We start from the raw sequence: 16821 nt of genomic DNA, 5'->3' as shown, positions 1-16821 counted from the left end.
CCTTCGGGACGCTGGCGCCGCAGTGCATCTCGTTTGCGATCAGCCGGGCATTACCAGGACCTTGACCTCACCGGGCGCCGGCGGGTTGGCAATGATCGCCACCGCCTCGTCGAGGCTGACCTGCCGCGATATAAGCCGATCTACCTCGATCGCCCCCGAGGCGATAAGATCGGCGGCCCGGCGATGGGTAAAGGGGTTGAGGAAGGAGCCCAGGACCTTCAACTCGCGGAACAGCAGGTCGAACGGTTCGAACGCCGCTTTCATGCCTCGCGGCATCACGCCGACGATGACAACTGTGCCGCCCGCTTTGGCCAGCCGTAGCGACTGCTCGACGGTGTCTTTCACGCCGGCGCATTCGAACACCACGTCGACTCCGCCCGGCATCAAACCCGACCGGCCGACGATCGCTTCGGTGACGTCGGAAGCGCTGGGATCGACCGTCGCCGTTGCGCCAAGTTGCTCGGCTAGAGCCCGCCGCGAGGCCTGACGCGTCGACAAGATGATGGTCGTCGCACCGGCGAGCTTTGCCAGTTGAACGGTGAGCAAGCCGATCACGCCGCCGCCGAGCACGGCAACCGACGAGCCTGGTTTGATCGCGGCAAGGTCCACGCCATGCAGACAGCAACCGAGCGGCTCGCAGAACGCACCATGCGTCGGCGCCAGATTGTCTGGCAAAACGAAGGCCTGTTTCTGCGGCAGGACAAGATATTCGGCAAAGCCGCCATCGCGATGGATGCCGATGGCGCGCAAATTACCGCAGAGATTGACCCGGCCCGCTTGACAATGCGCACAGCGCCCGCAGGCAATATTGGGGTCGCCGGTAACGCGGTCGCCCACGGAAAAGCCGGATACGGCAGGTCCGATCGCCTCGACGATGCCGGAGAACTCATGCCCGAGCGTCACCGGCGGCGTGCACGGGAATTCACCATGGAAAAGATGCCTGTCGGTGCCGCAGACGCCGCACGCCTCGATCCGCACCAGCAGCTCGTCTGGCCCGGCGGTCGGTTTCTCGACCTCGCACATGGCGAGGCGGCCCACTCGCTCCAGTCGCACCGCCTTCATGGCTACCGGGCCTTCCTCAGTTGAAACTAGGTGGTTGCGACAGATCGACTGCCGGCGCCGCCGGTTTCGCGGGCGGCTTTTCGTCGAAGCTCGGCGGCTGCGACAAATCCGGTGTGGAAGGTGAGGCCGGGGCAGTGCCGCCGTTGGCCGGCGGCGCGCCAAGCGGCGACAAGCCGATGCCAGGCGTCTCCGGCACCTGGTAGTTGATGGTGCCCGGATCGACGACGGTGCCTTTGTAGTGCATCACCATCTGCGGGAAGGCGATGGTCAGGCCGATCATGATGACCTGGATGCAGACGAAGGGCACCGCGCCCCAATAGATCTGCCCTGTGGTGACCGGCGCGATCTGCTTGCCGCTGAGCCGGTCGAGATAGGGCACGCGCGCGGCGACCGAGCGCAGATAAAACAGCGCGAAGCCGAAGGGCGGATGCATGAAGGAGGTCTGCATGTTGACGCCCAAAAGCACGCCGAACCAGATCAAGTCGATGCCGAGCTTATCGGCCGCCGGTGCCAAAAGCGGCACGATGATGAAGGCAAGTTCGAAAAAGTCGAGGAAGAAGGCGAGCACGAAGACGAGGATGTTGACGCCAATCAGGAAACCGACCTCACCGCCCGGCAGCGACGTCAACAGGTGCTCGACCCAGATGTGGCCATTGACCCCGTAGAAGGTCAGCGAGAACACCCGCGCGCCGATCAGGATGAACAGAACGAAGGACGACAGCCTGGTCGTCGAGGCCAGCGCCTGCTTGACCACGTCGAGTGACAGCCGCCCCTTCATCGCCGCCATTGCCAGCGCGCCGACGGCGCCCATGGCGCCGCCTTCCGTCGGCGTGGCGATGCCAAGGAAGATTGTGCCCAGCACCAGGAAGATCAGCGCCAGCGGCGGGATCAGCACGATGATCACCTGCTGCGCCAGCCTGGACATCAGGTTGATCTTCAGGCGCTGGTCGATGATCGCCACGACATAGATGAAGATGACGCCAATACTGGCGCCGAGGATATCGGCGTTGCCGCCATGGTTCGGCGCGAGGTAGCGATACGCCGCATAGGAAACCACCACCGCCGCCAGCAGCGCCGCCAGCAGCGACAGCACGCCATGGCCCAGCGTGCGGGCCTCCAGCGGCAGGGCCGGCATCGACTTCGGCCGGAAGATCGACATGAGCAGGATGTAGAGCATGTAGATGCCGGTCAAAATGAGCCCGGGGATCAGCGCGCCCTTGTACATATCGCCGACCGAGCGGCCGAGCTGGTCGGCCAGGACGATCAGCACCAGCGACGGCGGGATGATCTGGGCGAGCGTCCCGGACGCGGCAATGACGCCGGATGCCAGCCGCCGGTCGTAGCCGTAGCGCAGCATGATCGGCAGCGAAATCAGCCCCATGGCGATGACGGAAGCCGCCACCACGCCGGTCGTCGCGGCAAGCAGAGCGCCGACGAAAATCACGGCATAGGCCAAGCCACCACGGACCGGTCCGAACAACTGGCCGATCGTGTCGAGCAGGTCTTCGGCCATGCCGGATCGTTCGAGCACGATGCCCATGAAGGTGAAGAACGGGATCGCCAGCAGCGTATCGTTCGACATCACCCGGCTGCCATAGAAATTATCCGGCAACGCGTGCAGCAACGGCCAGGCGAGATTGATCGAGCCGCCCGAATAGGGCGACAGCAGTACGCCGATGAAGAAGAACATCAGACCGTTGGCGGCGAGCGAGAAGGCGACGGGGTAGCCGATCAGCAGGAAGACGATCAGCGAGGCGAACATGATCGGCGCCATGTTCTGGGCGATGAACTCGATCACGAGCGCACCTCTTCGACGAGCGCCTTGGCTTCGAGTTCGGCCTGCTCATGCACCGATATGAACGGAGTGGGATCGTCCATCCGACCGCGCATGATGGCGATCTTCTTGATGATTTCGGAAATGCCCTGCAGCGCGAGCAGGAAAAAGCCGACCAGCAGGATCGCCTTCGCCGGCCAGATGATCAGCCCGCCGGAATTGTTCGACATCTCGCCGCTGCGATACGACAGCGACACATAGGGAACGAAATAGACCACCATCAACGTCACGAACGGCATCAGGAAGAAGACGTGACCGAAAAGGTCGATCCAGTGCTGCACGCGGCGCGAGAACATGCCGTAGACGATATCGATGCGGATATGGTCGTTCTGCTTCAGAGTGTAGGCGGCGGCCAGCATGAAGGCGGCGCCGAACAGATACCATTGCAATTCCAGCCAGGCGTTCGAGGACATGTCGAACACCTTGCGGATGACGGCGTTGGCGGCGCTTACCAGGATTGCCAGCAGGATCAGCCACGAAACCCATTTGCCGATGAATTCGTTCAAACGGTCGATGGTTCTGGAAAGAGCGAGAAGCCCTGCCATGCATTCCTCCCTTGTGTCAGAGCACGCCGGTTCCCTGTCCGTCGCGTCGCTGTGGACCAACGGTATGCAGTGCGTGGTTCGGCGGGTCAACATGGGACAGCCCGCATAAACACAGTTGCGAGGTGACGCCCGGCAAAATGCTGCCTCGTCGTTTGCATGTCCAAGGACATGCGGCGCTTTCATCCAACCAAAGTCGGATGCGGCTCAGGCGATCTTCTGTTGGTCGCGGCCGGAGCCGATCAGCACAAGCATGGCGACGAGGAACAGGTACATCCAGCCGTCCCGCCATTCGAGCGGGAAATAACCGGCCCATAGCGATTCGGCCATGCCGAAAGCGGCGGCGCCCAGTGCCGCCCGCAAAGGCGAGAGATAGCCGCCCACTGCGGTTACGAACAGGATCTTCAACCCGTAGACCAACCCTGTGCCGAAGCTGATGTTTCCGTAGTAGAAGGCGGCGAGCACGCCAGCCAATGCCGCGCAAAGCCCGCCGAAAAGCACCGCACGCCGGAACACCGCGCGGACATCGACACCGCACATCGCAGCGGCCTTGGGATCGTCGGATACGGCACGCCAGCTTCGGCCGAAGCTGGAATGTGTGAACCCCCACGCAGCCAGCGCAATAGCCGCCAGCACGGCGGCGCAATCGAGCAATTGGATCAGCGTCAACGTCGCCTTGAAGCTGGCATTCTGCGCGAAGACGATGGTCTGGGCCAGCATTGGCGGCAACCATAGGTCATGGGTATCGGCGGCGATGCGGCTGGCTTCCGACAAGACCAGCAATATGCCGAGCGTCGTCACCACGATGGCGTTGGGCGAGCGGTCGGCCAGCGGTTCGAAGATGCTTCGCGACAGGACATGGCTGAGCAGCGCCGCATAAAGGAATGCCGCAGCTACGCCGAGCGCAACCGATGCAAACAGCGTCAGCCACAGCGCCTGATAGCCGAACGCCGCGGTGAGGATCATCGTATGCCCGCAAAAGGCGAACAGCGCGCCATAGACAAGATTGGTACGGTGCAGGATGCCGTTGGTCAGCACGTAGCCGAAGGCAAGCAATGCGTAGAGCGCGCCCGAATGCAGCCCGTTCAGAACCTGCTGGAAGAAATAGAGCATGCAAGACCCTCGATGCATGTCCCGCAATCGGGGCGGGGTTTGGGGCGGACGACATTCTCAATACGGCGATCGCCTCAGTGACGAGCGTTGCACCCGGAATCTAACTTGTCAAACGCGATTTATCGGTTAGATTCTCCATATGACAGTATCCTGGACTCCGCACCGCTTCACCGGTGGCATGCTGGCGCTCGACACGGCGAACACCGTCGTTTTGCGGAACGATCCAAAGGAAACCTTCGACCGTTTCGACGATCCGGCCGAGATCGCCCGCTTTGCCGAAGCGGCGAGTGGCTTTCGCGCCGCCGCGCGCGGCGGCAGGCGGCTCGTGGCGCCGGCGCCTGAAAAGATCGCACCGGTGGTGCTGTCGATCCGGGAGACGACCGATCGGCTGTTTCGCGGCGCGGTATCGAAAGGTGCGATCGACACCGCCGACATGCCTGAGTTCCTGGAAGCCTGCGCCGATGGCCTCGCCCATGGCCACACCGAAATCGGCACGCCCGGGAAACCGTTCGGCGACCCGGCAAATCCGATCGCCTTCGAGGCGGCGCTTGCGGTCTCGGCGCTGTCGCTGCTGCGCAGCGACACCATCGCCAGGCTGAGGATATGTCCGAACTGCAGCTGGCTGTTTGTCGACCGAAGCCGCAATTCCAGCCGCCTCTGGTGCGACATGGCGGTGTGCGGCAACCGCCAGAAGGCAAACCGATACTATCGCCGCCGAACCGCGGCCAGGGAGGTCACCAATGTCTAAGAAATGTTCGCGCGCGATGATTGTCGTCGCGGCGTTGTTTGCGGCGGCCGCGCTCGGCGCCTGCCGTGATTCCGGCAAGGACCAGCTGTTCGCCATTTCCGGGAAGCTGTTCGAGTTCAACTACCGGCTGGGTATCGCCACCTATGTCATCACCCTCAATCCGCTGCGGCCGGTGGGTGAGGGGCAGGTCGCTGTGGTCTCCTTCCAGAACCCGGCCGGTGGTGATCCGATCATCGTCACCCAGAAAATATGGCCGAAGCTGCCGCATGTGACGCTCACCAGCCCGCCGCTCACCTGCGTTGTCAAGGACAAGCCCTATGCGGTGTCGATCCGCATCGAGGATTCCAGCGGCAAGTTGCTGCAGAGTTTCGAGACCACTCTGACGTCCTCGCTCGACCAGTCGGTCCTGCCCGACCGGCCTCTGGTGGTCGGGCCAGTCTACGAGCTCAACAAGGACTTGGCCGGCCATGTCGACGGCAAGCTGCCCGGTGAACCGAAGCCCAGCTGCCCAAAGGCTGCATGATGCGTCACCAGCGGCACCGACCGCCGCCGGAATTTTCGTGCTTGGCCATCCTCCCCGACAGGCGTTTCGTGGCGCCACACGGCCGCTCACGGATCGTTTGTTGCGGACCGCCTGGCACCTTCGATTTTGTTTGACCTCCCCGGCAAGGGAAGAAAGACTGTGGGCACTCGACTCCGACGTTGGCCGCGCACCTCTAGGCGCGACCTCCGCACAGGAAATGCCTGATGACGCTGCACAATGTCGCGCTCGACGACAAGTTCGACCTGGCAAAGGAGCGCATCTTCCTGTCGGGTGCCCAGGCAGTCATCCGCATGCTTCTGATGCAGCGCGAGCGCGACCGCCGGGCTGGCTTGAACACCGCCGGTTTCGTCTCCGGCTATCGCGGCTCGCCGCTCGGCGCCCTCGACATGCAGCTGTGGAAGGCCAGGAACCAGCTCGCTCAGTCGGACATCGTCTTCCAGCCCGGTCTCAACGAAGAGCTCGCCGCCACCGCCTGCTGGGGCTCGCAGCAGGCCGAATTGCTGGGCGAGGGTACCCATGACGGCGTTTTTTCAGTCTGGTATGGCAAGGGTCCGGGCGTCGACCGCTCCGGCGACGTGTTCCGCCACGCCAATCTCGCCGGGTCATCGAGACATGGCGGCGTGCTGGCCCTGATGGGTGACGACCACATGGCCGAATCCTCGACCAACGCGCATGCCACCGAGTTCCTGTTCGTCGACACCATGGTGCCGATCCTTAATCCGGCCGGCGTCCAGGAGATCATCGACTACGGCCTCTACGGCTTTGCCATGTCGCGTTTTGCCGGCACCTGGGCGGCGATCAAATGCGTCAAGGACAACATCGAATCGACGGCCTCGGTCGATGCCGCGCTCGACCGGCTAGATATCGTCATCCCGGACTTCGACATGCCGCCCGGCGGCCTCAACATCCGTAACGAGATCGACATGCTCGGCCAGGAGGAGCGGTTGCATGAATACAAGCGCGCCGCCGCTTCGGCCTTCATCCACGCCAATGGGCTGAATCGGATCGTCTATTCGGGCGGCAGCAGCGCCAAGCTTGGCATCGTCACCATCGGCAAGAGTTATCTCGACGTTCGCCAGGCGCTGGAGGATATCGGCATCGACGAAGCGGCCGCCAGTCGTATCGGTATCAGGCTGTTCAAGGTCGGCTGCCCGTGGCCGCTCGACCTGCAGCACATCGCCGACTTTGCTCGCGGCCTCGATACCATCGTCGTCGTCGAGGAGAAACGCTCGCTGATCGAGGTGCAACTGCGCGAGAACCTTTACGGCACTGCGACGCAGCCGGTCATCGTCGGCAAGAAGGACGAGCGCGGCGACTGGCTGTTCCCGGCCAAGGGCGCGCTCGACCCCAATGATATTGCCATCGCGCTCGGCGAGAGGATTTTGCGAACGATCGGCCCGTCGGAAGAAATCGCTGCGCGGGTGGCGAAGTTGCGCCAGTTCCAGGCGATGCTGGCCGACACGTCAGACATCGCCTCGCGCACGCCCTTCTTCTGCTCCGGCTGCCCGCACAATTCCTCGACCAAGGTGCCGGACGGCTCGCTTGCCGCCGCCGGAATCGGCTGTCATTTCATGGCGTTATGGATGGACCGCAACACCGTCGGCTTCACCGCCATGGGCGGCGAGGGCGCGCAGTGGGTCGGCCAGGCGCCGTTCTCGAAGCGCGAGCACATCTTCCAGAATCTGGGCGATGGCACTTACAACCACTCGGGTGTGCTGGCGATCCGCTTCGCGCTGTCGACCGACGCCAACATCACCTACAAGATCCTCTACAATGACGCCGTTGCGATGACCGGCGGGCAGCCGCACGAGGGCGGCCTGACGGTGGACATGATCGCCAGGCAGGTGCGCGCCGAGGGCGTCGAGCGCATCGCCATCGTCACCGACGAACCGGACAAATATACCGGCAAGGTGGAATTTCCCGCCGGCGCCACCATCCACCACCGCGACGATCTCGATCTCGTCCAGCGCGAGTTGCGTTCGGTCAAGGGCGTCTCGGTGCTGCTCTACGACCAGACCTGCGCCGCCGAGAAGCGCCGCCGCCGCAAGCGCGGCACCTTCCCCGATCCCGACAAGCGTATCTTCATCAACGAGCTGGTCTGCGAAGGCTGCGGCGATTGCGGCGTGCAGTCGAATTGCGTCTCGATCCAGCCGGTCGAGACCGAATTCGGCCGCAAGCGTAAGATCGACCAGTCGAGCTGCAACAAGGACTTCTCTTGTGTCAACGGTTTCTGCCCGTCCTTCGTCACCGTCCACGGCGCCAAAATCAGGAAAGCCGAAGGCATTGCCGGCGCGGCCGACCCGCTCGCGGGTGTGCCGGCGCCGGCGCAATTTGCGCTCGGTGAACAAGGCTGGGCGGCGATCATCGACGGTGTCGGCGGCACCGGCGTCGTCACCATAGGCGCGGTGCTAGGCATGGCCGCGCACCTGGAAGGCAAGGGCTGCGGCATGATCGACATGGCCGGCCTCGCCCAGAAGGGCGGCTCTGTGTTCACCCATGTCCGCATCGCCCGCACGCCGGACGACATCCACGCCATTCGCGTATCGGCCGGCAAGGCCGATCTCGTGCTTGGCTGCGATCTCGTCGTTTCGGGTGCCAAGAAGGTGTTGGCCGCGGTGCGCGAAGGCCATACCATCTTCCTCGTCAACACCGCCGAGATCATGCCGGGCGAGTTCGCCCGTTCGGCCGATTTCTCGCTGCCCGTCGAGCGGCTGAAGAAAGCGATAAGAACTGCCGCGGGCGACGGCAGGACGCATTTCTTCGACGCTACCCGCACCGCCACCGCGCTGTTCGGCAGCTCGCTTGGCGCCAACATGTTCATGCTCGGCTTCGCCTTCCAGCACGGCGGCTTGCCGCTGTCGGCGGAGGCGGTCGAGAAGGCGATCGAGCTCAACGGCGAGGCGGTAGCGATGAATATCGCGGCATTTCGCTGGGGCCGCCGCGCCGCCCACCAGCCGGATTTCGTCCGCAGCCTTCTCGCCCAGCCGGGCAAGGCCGCGCAGCATGCCGCAATTGCCGAGACGCTGGACGATATAATTGCTCGCCGCGTCGCCTTCCTGACCGCCTATCAGAACGCCGCCTATGGCAAGCGCTATGCCGACAGACTGGCGGCGCTGCGCAAGGCCGAAACCAATGCTGTGCCCGGTTCGACCGTGGTGACCGAGGCTGCCGCAAAGAACCTGTTCAAGCTGATGGCGATCAAGGACGAATACGAGGTAGCGCGGCTTTATACGGACGGCTCCTTTGCCGCAGAGCTCGCAAATCAGTTCCAGAGCTACGGCAAGCTTGAATTCCATCTCGCACCGCCGATCATGGGCAGGCGCGGCAGTGACGGCAAGCCGAAGAAATCGAGCTTTGGCCCGTGGATGATGAACGGGTTCCGCCTGCTGGCGGCGATGAAGGGCCTGCGCGGCACCGCTTTCGACCTGTTCGGCTACAGCGCAGAGAGGCGTATGGAGCGGGAGCTTCTTGCCCTCTATGAAGCCGACCTGGAGCTTGTCGCCGGCGCGCTGGCGCCGGGCAAGATCGAGGCCGCTGCCGCGCTTGTTTCGGTACCGGCGCTCATCCGCGGCTTTGGCCACGTCAAGCGGGCCAGTGCCGAAAAAGCCGCCGGCGAACGCCAGCGTCTGCTCGACCGCCTTTCGACGGCGCCGCTGCGGACGCAGCTTCAAGCCGCCGAATGATTCCGCACCGTGATACGCCTTGTTTACCTGAACTGTAGTTTCCCTGTTTCGTTGCGTCACCAATGGATGCCGGCAGGGCTCGAAACGCCGCTCTAAACCTTTCTTAAGGCCAATGTGACACTGCTGGGTTCCCCAGGGTTGGGATCCAGGCGTGAATCTGAGACGAAAAAACGAGATTCCGGTCGACGTTTACATTCCGTTCGTGGAAACGCTGTTTCGCGACGGGTTCACGCTGTCGATCGGCCTTGTTGCGCAGACACTCCTCGTCATCCTGGTCTATTGGAAGACCATGGACCTGGCGTATCTTCTCGTTGCCGCTGGGCTCATCATTGTCGGTACTCTGCGCCTTCGCAACATCCGGAAATACGGGCGACTTCCTTCCCCCACGACGTGGGAAGAAGCCCATGATCGTGAAAACGATTACATAATTTTCGGTTCGATGCATGGTTTCATGCTTGGCGCATTCTGTTTCGTCAGCATCTATCTGGCAAATGACAGCCACGACAACTATGCCGAAATAGCCTCTGTCTGCGTCACATTGGCATCGGTCACGTCGATTGCCGGCCGCAATTATGGGTCGCCGCGCATGGTCATGATTTTTATCATAACCACCACATGGCCCATATCGCTTGGCTTTATCCTGCGCGGCGATATCTACCACATCATCCTCGGTCTGATGTCGGCCCCCTTTCTGTTTGCGATCAAGCGGTTCGCCGACATCGTCCGCGAAGTGCTGTTTACCGCCCTGTCGGAGGAAAAGAAGGCGAACCGCATCGCGCAGCGTTTCAACCGCGCGCTCAACACCATGTCGCATGGCCTTGTCATGCTTGGCCCCGACGGCCGGGTGGCGGTGGCCAATGCCGAAGCCGCGCACCTGATGTCGCTCAAATCGGCCGATGCGCTGCTAGGCCGCTCGATCCACGGTCTGCTGATGCGCGGCGCTGCAGGCGGCATGCTGGCGCCGAAGGATTGCCGTTACATCGAAGCCCAGCTGACGCGTGCGTTGCGCGAGGGCCGCGACCGCAAGGTCCTGGTCTCGCTCACCAACGGCCAGCACTATGAATTTTCGGCGCGCGAAGGCAGCCAGGAACTGGGCGTCGTCACTTTCGAGGATGTGACCGCCCGGGTCGAGGCCGAAGACAAGATCCGCTTCATGGCGCGCTACGACAGTCTCACCGGCCTGCCCAACCGCGCCTACTTCCACGAGCTGGTGGTGGAAGCCATGGCCTCAGGGGATCCCGACCGTCTCTGCGGGCTGGTGGTGCTCGATCTCGATGATTTCAAGAGCGTCAACGACACGCTCGGCCATCCGGTCGGCGACGGATTGATCTACGCCGTTGCCGAGCGGCTGGCGGCAGTCGCTGGGCCAGGCATCACCGTCAGCCGCTTCGGCGGCGACGAGTTCATGATCTTCTTCGAGCGCATCGAGGATGAAAGCCACCTGACCGGCCAGGTTGATGAGATCTTTGTCAATCTGCAGGGCGAGGTCGATGTCGCCGGCCACGGATTACGCATCCAGGCCAGCGGCGGCGCGGTGCTGTCGCGGGTCAAGGATACCGACGTTGACGCCATGATCGTCAAAGCCGACCTTGCACTCTACAAGGCCAAGGAGCTTGGCAAGAACGGTTGGCGGCTGTTCGAGGCCTCCATGGATGCTGCCTTCCGCAGCCGTCAGCTGATGAAGGCGGACCTGCGCAGCGCTGTGGAAAATAACGAATTGCGGGTGGTCTATCAGCCGATCGTGACGATGAGCACGATGCGTATCGCCAGTTGCGAAGCGCTGTGCCGCTGGGATCATCCCGATCTCGGGCCGATTTCCCCCGGTATCTTCATTCCGCTGGCGGAGGAAATGGGGATTATTTCCGACATCAGCACCTTCGTCCTGCATGCGGCCTGCACGGAATGCGCCAAATGGCCGGCCCAGACCAGCGTGTCGGTCAATCTCTCGGCCAAGGATTTCCGCAACCGTGATGTCATCCAGAAGGTTCGCGACGCGCTGGCTGAATCCGGTCTCTCCGCTGGACGTCTGGAGATCGAGGTCACCGAGACGGCGCTGCTCGACGACAAGTCGCTGACACGCCAATATATCGAGGAGTTGAAGCGGCTCGGCGTGCGCATTGCGCTCGACGATTTCGGTACCGGGTATTCGAGCCTCAGCTATCTCCATAAACTGCCGCTCGACAAAATCAAAATCGACCGCTCGTTCCTGATCGATGTCACTCAGAACAGCCGGTCGCTCGAATTGCTCAAGGGCATCGTCAACCTGTCACGGCCGCTGGGACTTTCGGTTACCGTCGAAGGTGTCGAGACGTTCGAACAGCTCAAGATCCTAGCATTGCAGGTCAAGCCGGACCTGGTCCAGGGCTTTCTGTTCGGGTCGGCACTCAGCGCGTCCGGCATCGAGACGATGTCGAGCACCGTCTGGCCCTTCGCCAAGGACATCCAGACCGCAAGGAAGGCGCCGCGGCGCTGACTTCGCGCTGAAAAACCGCGTATTTTAGTATAATTTTATTAATTGTTAACCTTAACGGGCGGTAAACGAGCTCCTACTTATTTTCATCTTTACATCTCATGACCCGTCCGTAGTGTCGGCTGGTGGCGGTAATCGCGGGGAATAGAGTTCATGTGTGCCCAGTTGAGTTCGCTCGGCCATGCGGCGGGCGCTGGTGGGAAAGATGCGTCCGAGACCATGTCCAGCTTCGCGCAACATGTTTATGCGCTGCTTGACCGGACGGAGTACCGACGCTGTGAAAGCGGCGAGGACTTCGAAAGTATTTACAGGCTGCGCTACAATTCCTATCGGATGAACGATCTGGTGCCCGAGAATGCGTCCCGTCAGGTCCATGACGAATTTGACGAACTGCCCAATTGCCATACGTTCGGAATCTACATCGAGGGGCGGCTGGTCAGCACAATGCGCCTGCATAACGTGTCTGCTGATAACGCGACATCACCAGCGCTCAGCGTCTACAAGGACTTGTTGATGCCGCGTCTGGCAGCCGGCGAAGTCTTTATCGACCCGAGCCGTTTTGCCGTGGACGCCGAATGGTCACGGCTTTACCCGCAGATCCCGTATGTGACGCTGCGCCTTGCCGGCATGGCTTGCTTCCATTTCGGCGCGCCTTACTGCATATCCATGATCCGCGAGGACCATGCGGCTTTCTACAAGCGCATCTATCGGGCGCGACCGATCGGCGATGCGCGGCCCTATGCCGGCGTGATCAACTGTTTCGCGCTGCTTTATCAAGCCGATGTCCTGGCGATCAAGAACGAAACCTACGCTCGCTTTCCGTTCTTCCGTTCGACGCCGATGGAGCAGCGCATGTTGTTCGATACGCCCGGTGCCGGCGAACTCGCCCCCCTGACCATCCTGCCCACCGCCAAGTATTTTCGCGAAGCGGCCTGAACGAGCCATGGAGCCTTCCGGTCGCTTCGGCGTTCTGGGCAAGGGTGCTGGTGGTAGGTTGGCATGGCGACATCCGCCAAGCATCACTTCGACAGCGATCCGATCAAAGGAACCGATATGACCATTTCGACGCTCGCCCTTACCCCGCTTATCTCGCTGATCGCAGGCGTGCTGATCCTGGTGATGCCGCGGCTGCTCAATTATATCGTCGCCCTTTATCTGATCGTTGTCGGCCTGCTCGGTCTGTTCCCGCATCTCGCCGGCTAACGACATCGGCAATAGCGGACCTGCCATCCATTGGGATTGGTATCGCCGCGCTCCGCGCAGCGGCTTCAAGTTTTGCTTGAGATTGTTGGCTGCGGCGATGCGGCATTAGCGCCATTGCCCTTAACGCGGCTTTTCGCTATGTGCCTGAAAGATGTCTTCGAAGGGGTATTCCTATGGCTGAACACACGCCGACCGGTCCTGTCGAACTGGGCGCGAAGATGGACTATGCCGAGCATGATCGGACCTATGCAGGCTTCCTCAGGCTCGCGAAATACGGATCGCTCTTTTGCCTCGCCGTGCTTCTGGCCATGGCGTTCGGGTTCTTTGTGGGCGGCTTCTTCTCAGGAACTATCCTGTTCGTTCTGATCCTAGCCATCGGCGCCTTTATTCTCCGATAACTCCTCCAACCTTTGTCGAAGGCGCCCCCTGGGTCGGTCGGTGTCTTGCGGTAACAGGGTTCCGACCGAAAGGATCGTGCGGTGGGACAGACGGTTTTTATCCCTCGTGAGCTCGACGCAAGCGAGCCGCGTGTCGCGGCCTCGCCCGATACGGTGAAGCGGCTGGCGGCACTGGGTTTTGACGTGATTGTCGAAACCGGCGCCGGCACGGCGTCGCGCATTCCCGACGAGGAGTTCGCCCGGGTGGGCGCCGCGATCGGCAGGGCCGGCGATGCTGCCAAGGCCGATGTGGTGCTGAAGGTGCGCCGGCCGAGCGATGCCGAGCTGAAAGCGTATCGGCCGGGCACTGCCGTGATCGCGATCATGGATCCCTACGGCAACGATGCTGCGGTCGCAGCCCTTGCCAGGGCCGGTATTACTGCCTTCTCGATGGAGTTCATGCCGCGCATCACCCGGGCGCAATCGATGGACGTTCTATCCAGCCAGGCCAACCTCGCCGGCTATCAGGCGGTGATCGACGCGGCTGCCGAATATGACCGGGCGTTGCCGATGATGATGACGGCGGCTGGCACCGTACCGGCAGCGAAGGCGTTCGTCATGGGCGTCGGCGTCGCCGGCCTGCAGGCCATCGCCACCGCGCGCCGCCTCGGCGCCGTCGTCACCGCCACCGACGTACGCCCGGCCGCCAAGGAACAGGTCGCCTCGCTCGGCGCAAAATTCCTGGCCGTCGAGGACGAGGAGTTCAAGGCGGCGGAGACGGCCGGCGGCTACGCCAAGGAAATGTCCAGGGAATACCAGGCCAAGCAGGCGGCGCTGACCGCCGAGCACATCGCCAAGCAGGATATCGTCATCACCACGGCGCTGATTCCCGGCCGTCCGGCGCCGAAGCTGGTCTCGGCGGCAATGGTCGCCTCGATGAAGCCGGGCTCGGTGATCGTCGACCTCGCGGTCGAGCGCGGCGGCAATGTCGAGGGCGCCGAAGCCGGCAAGGTGGTGACCACGGCCAACGGGGTAAAGATCGTCGGCCATCTCAACGTTCCCGGTCGCGTCGCCGCCTCGGCCTCGCTTCTCTATGCCAGGAACCTCTATGCCTTCCTCGAGACGCTGGTCGACAAGACCACGAAGACGCTTGCCATCAACCACGACGACGAACTGGTCAAGGCGACGATGCTGACCGATGGCGGCAAGGTCGTGCATCCCGCCTTCGTCAGGGCTAAGCAGGAGCCGCCAAAGGGCCAACATGTCGAACCGCCGGCCATTCCGGCCAAGACGATGGTTGCCGAGGCTTCGGCGAAGCCGGCTGCGAAGAGGCCGGCCGCTTCGAGGAAGCCCAAGACCACCGGAGGGATCGCGTGATGGATCAGACCCTGCAGAAAGCCCTCGACCAGCTCGACCAGGCCACAGCTGCCGTGCGGCTCGCCGTGCAGAACCTTGCCGTCGCTCCCGGCACTGAGGCGGCCGGCGACGCCGCGTACGCGCTGTCCGGCGGCGCGATCGATCCCTTCGTCTTCCGCTTCGCCATTTTTGTCCTGGCGATCTTCGTCGGCTACTACGTCGTCTGGTCGGTGACGCCGGCGCTGCACACGCCGCTGATGGCGGTCACCAACGCCATTTCCTCCGTCATCGTCGTCGGCGCGTTGCTGGCCGTCGGCATCTCGGCCTCGGGCATCGCCACCGGCTTCGGCTTCGTTGCGCTGATGCTGGTATCGGTCAACATCTTCGGCGGCTTCCTCGTCACCCAGCGCATGCTGGCCATGTACAAGAAGAAGGAAAAGTAGGCCGCTATGAACGCCAACTTCGCCTCCTTTCTCTATCTGGTCTCCGGCATCCTGTTCATCCTGGCATTGCGCGGCCTGTCGCATCCGACCACCAGCCGCCAGGGCAACATGTACGGCATGATCGGCATGGGCATTGCCATCGCCACGACGCTGGCGCTGGCCACCCCTTCCGCCGGCCGCTTCGCACTGATCGTGCTCGGGCTGCTGATCGGCGGCTCGGTCGGTGCGGTCACGGCACGGCGCATTGCCATGACCTCGATGCCGCAGCTGGTCGCAGCCTTTCACTCGCTGGTCGGTCTTGCCGCGGTCATGGTGGCGGCCGCCGCCATCTATGCACCGGAAAGCTTCGGCATCGGCACCGTCGCTGATATCCATGCCCAGGCGCTGATCGAGATGAGCCTTGGCGTCGCCATCGGCGCCATCACCTTCACCGGCTCGGTCATCGCCTTCTTGAAGCTCGACGGCCGCATGTCGGGCAAGCCGATCATGATCGGCGGCCGTCACTTCATCAACGCAGCCCTGGGCATTACGCTGATCGTGCTGATCGTGCTGCTCGTCACCACTGAATCCAAGCTGGTGTTCTGGCTGATCGTTGCCGCCTCGCTGGCGCTGGGCGTCCTTCTCATCATCCCGATCGGCGGCGCCGACATGCCGGTGGTCGTGTCGATGCTGAATTCCTATTCGGGCTGGGCCGCCGCCGCACTCGGTTTCACGCTCGGCAATCTGGCGCTGATCATCACCGGCGCACTGGTCGGCTCGTCCGGTGCCATCCTGTCCTACATCATGTGCAAGGGCATGAACCGGTCGTTCATCTCGGTTATCCTCGGCGGCTTCGGCGGCGAGACATCAGCCATTGCCGACGACGGCATCGAGCGCACGGTCAAGCAGGGCTCCGCCGAGGATGCCGCCTATCTGATGATGAATGCGCAAAAAGTCATCATTGTGCCGGGCTACGGCATGGCCGTCGCCCAGGCGCAGCATGCGCTGCGCGAAATGGCCGATAAGCTCAAGGCCAACGGCGTCGACGTAAAATACGCCATCCATCCGGTGGCCGGCCGCATGCCCGGCCACATGAATGTGCTCCTGGCCGAAGCCAACGTGCCTTATGATGAAGTGTTCGAACTGGAGGACATCAACTCTGAGTTCGCGCAGGCCGACGTCGCCTATGTCATCGGCGCCAACGACGTCACCAATCCCTCGGCTCGTGACGACAAGTCCTCACCTATCTACGGCATGCCGATCCTCGACGTCGACAAGGCCCGCACCTGCCTGTTCGTCAAGCGCTCGCTCGGCTCCGGCTATGCCGGCATCGACAACACCCTGTTCTACAAGGACGGCACCATGATGCTGCTCGGAGACGCCAAGAAGATGACCGAGGAGATCGTCAAGGCGATGGATCACTGAAACGGCATCGTTGCCAAATCACTGCCGATCGTCGAATACAGC

Annotated in this window: 14 protein-coding genes; 10 read left to right on the top strand and 4 right to left on the bottom strand. The window is 62.5% G+C overall.

Annotation, left to right across the window (positions count from 1 at the left end):
- Positions 1-39 precede the first annotated feature (39 nt).
- From AC0L2Y_RS16365 to AC0L2Y_RS16350, 4 genes are all read right to left on the bottom strand, one after another.
- Positions 40-1062: a zinc-dependent alcohol dehydrogenase family protein gene (locus AC0L2Y_RS16365; RefSeq protein WP_473557734.1), complete on the bottom strand. Its 1023-nt coding sequence runs from the start codon at positions 1060-1062 to the stop codon at positions 40-42.
- Positions 1063-1078: 16 nt separating this feature from the next.
- Positions 1079-2857 (bottom strand): TRAP transporter large permease, encoded by a 1779-nt coding sequence (locus tag AC0L2Y_RS16360; protein ID WP_473557851.1) that lies wholly within the window; start codon positions 2855-2857, stop codon positions 1079-1081.
- On the bottom strand, positions 2857-3441 hold the full coding sequence (locus AC0L2Y_RS16355; protein ID WP_352492669.1) for a TRAP transporter small permease subunit: 585 nt from the start codon (positions 3439-3441) through the stop codon (positions 2857-2859). Before AC0L2Y_RS16355 ends, AC0L2Y_RS16360 begins: the two co-directional genes overlap by 1 nt.
- A gap of 204 nt (positions 3442-3645) precedes the next feature.
- Positions 3646-4551 carry a branched-chain amino acid ABC transporter permease gene (locus tag AC0L2Y_RS16350; protein ID WP_473557732.1) on the bottom strand — a complete coding sequence of 302 codons (906 nt, stop codon included), beginning with the start codon at positions 4549-4551 and terminating at the stop codon, positions 3646-3648.
- A gap of 139 nt (positions 4552-4690) precedes the next feature.
- Between AC0L2Y_RS16350 and AC0L2Y_RS16345 the strand changes: the two genes are divergently transcribed.
- From AC0L2Y_RS16345 to AC0L2Y_RS16300, 10 genes are all read left to right on the top strand, one after another.
- Positions 4691-5299: a CGNR zinc finger domain-containing protein gene (locus AC0L2Y_RS16345; protein ID WP_473557729.1), complete on the top strand. Its 609-nt coding sequence runs from the start codon at positions 4691-4693 to the stop codon at positions 5297-5299.
- Entirely contained in the window at positions 5292-5822 is a 531-nt protein-coding gene (locus AC0L2Y_RS16340) for a hypothetical protein (protein WP_352492667.1), read from the top strand. Before AC0L2Y_RS16345 ends, AC0L2Y_RS16340 begins: the two co-directional genes overlap by 8 nt.
- Before the next feature lie 224 nt (positions 5823-6046).
- The gene (locus AC0L2Y_RS16335; RefSeq protein ID WP_473557727.1) at positions 6047-9526 is read left to right on the top strand and encodes an indolepyruvate ferredoxin oxidoreductase family protein; all 3480 of its coding nucleotides are present in this window, start codon (positions 6047-6049) and stop codon (positions 9524-9526) included.
- 151 nt (positions 9527-9677) lie between these two features.
- On the top strand, positions 9678-11999 hold the full coding sequence (locus AC0L2Y_RS16330) for a putative bifunctional diguanylate cyclase/phosphodiesterase (protein WP_473557724.1): 2322 nt from the start codon (positions 9678-9680) through the stop codon (positions 11997-11999).
- A 150-nt stretch (positions 12000-12149) separates the two neighbouring features.
- Positions 12150-12932, top strand: coding sequence for an N-acyl amino acid synthase FeeM domain-containing protein (locus AC0L2Y_RS16325; protein ID WP_023676258.1), 783 nt, complete (start codon positions 12150-12152; stop codon positions 12930-12932).
- A 117-nt stretch (positions 12933-13049) separates the two neighbouring features.
- The gene (locus tag AC0L2Y_RS16320) at positions 13050-13199 is read left to right on the top strand and encodes a DUF3096 domain-containing protein (protein WP_013528205.1); all 150 of its coding nucleotides are present in this window, start codon (positions 13050-13052) and stop codon (positions 13197-13199) included.
- 173 nt (positions 13200-13372) lie between these two features.
- A complete protein-coding gene (locus AC0L2Y_RS16315) occupies positions 13373-13597 on the top strand; it encodes an aa3-type cytochrome c oxidase subunit IV (RefSeq protein ID WP_473557721.1) in 225 nt (74 codons plus the stop codon).
- A gap of 81 nt (positions 13598-13678) precedes the next feature.
- Positions 13679-14953, top strand: coding sequence for a Re/Si-specific NAD(P)(+) transhydrogenase subunit alpha (locus AC0L2Y_RS16310; RefSeq protein ID WP_473557719.1), 1275 nt, complete (start codon positions 13679-13681; stop codon positions 14951-14953).
- Positions 14953-15375, top strand: coding sequence for an NAD(P) transhydrogenase subunit alpha part 2 (locus tag AC0L2Y_RS16305; RefSeq protein ID WP_473557849.1), 423 nt, complete (start codon positions 14953-14955; stop codon positions 15373-15375). Before AC0L2Y_RS16310 ends, AC0L2Y_RS16305 begins: the two co-directional genes overlap by 1 nt.
- Before the next feature lie 6 nt (positions 15376-15381).
- Positions 15382-16779, top strand: coding sequence for an NAD(P)(+) transhydrogenase (Re/Si-specific) subunit beta (locus tag AC0L2Y_RS16300; RefSeq protein WP_473557717.1), 1398 nt, complete (start codon positions 15382-15384; stop codon positions 16777-16779).
- The last annotated feature ends 42 nt before the right edge of the window (positions 16780-16821 follow it).

The organism is Mesorhizobium sp. WSM4830, from assembly GCF_055811495.1.
The sequence above is the reverse complement of the archived record's forward strand: the minus strand, read 5'-3'. Positions and strand labels throughout refer to the sequence as shown.

What these genes read in the sequence shown, in the direction of transcription:
- AC0L2Y_RS16305 (WP_473557849.1), top strand. Translation starts at nt 14,953, where the DNA reads ATGGATCAGACCCTGCAGAAAGCCCTCGACCAGCTCGACCAGGCCACA.
- AC0L2Y_RS16300 (WP_473557717.1), top strand. Translation starts at nt 15,382, where the DNA reads ATGAACGCCAACTTCGCCTCCTTTCTCTATCTGGTCTCCGGCATCCTG.
- AC0L2Y_RS16315 (WP_473557721.1), top strand. Translation starts at nt 13,373, where the DNA reads ATGGCTGAACACACGCCGACCGGTCCTGTCGAACTGGGCGCGAAGATG.
- AC0L2Y_RS16355 (WP_352492669.1), bottom strand. Translation starts at nt 3,441, where the DNA reads ATGGCAGGGCTTCTCGCTCTTTCCAGAACCATCGACCGTTTGAACGAA.
- AC0L2Y_RS16325 (WP_023676258.1), top strand. Translation starts at nt 12,150, where the DNA reads ATGTGTGCCCAGTTGAGTTCGCTCGGCCATGCGGCGGGCGCTGGTGGG.
- AC0L2Y_RS16345 (WP_473557729.1), top strand. Translation starts at nt 4,691, where the DNA reads ATGACAGTATCCTGGACTCCGCACCGCTTCACCGGTGGCATGCTGGCG.
- AC0L2Y_RS16340 (WP_352492667.1), top strand. Translation starts at nt 5,292, where the DNA reads ATGTCTAAGAAATGTTCGCGCGCGATGATTGTCGTCGCGGCGTTGTTT.
- AC0L2Y_RS16350 (WP_473557732.1), bottom strand. Translation starts at nt 4,551, where the DNA reads ATGCTCTATTTCTTCCAGCAGGTTCTGAACGGGCTGCATTCGGGCGCG.
- AC0L2Y_RS16320 (WP_013528205.1), top strand. Translation starts at nt 13,050, where the DNA reads ATGACCATTTCGACGCTCGCCCTTACCCCGCTTATCTCGCTGATCGCA.
- AC0L2Y_RS16365 (WP_473557734.1), bottom strand. Translation starts at nt 1,062, where the DNA reads ATGAAGGCGGTGCGACTGGAGCGAGTGGGCCGCCTCGCCATGTGCGAG.
- AC0L2Y_RS16335 (WP_473557727.1), top strand. Translation starts at nt 6,047, where the DNA reads ATGACGCTGCACAATGTCGCGCTCGACGACAAGTTCGACCTGGCAAAG.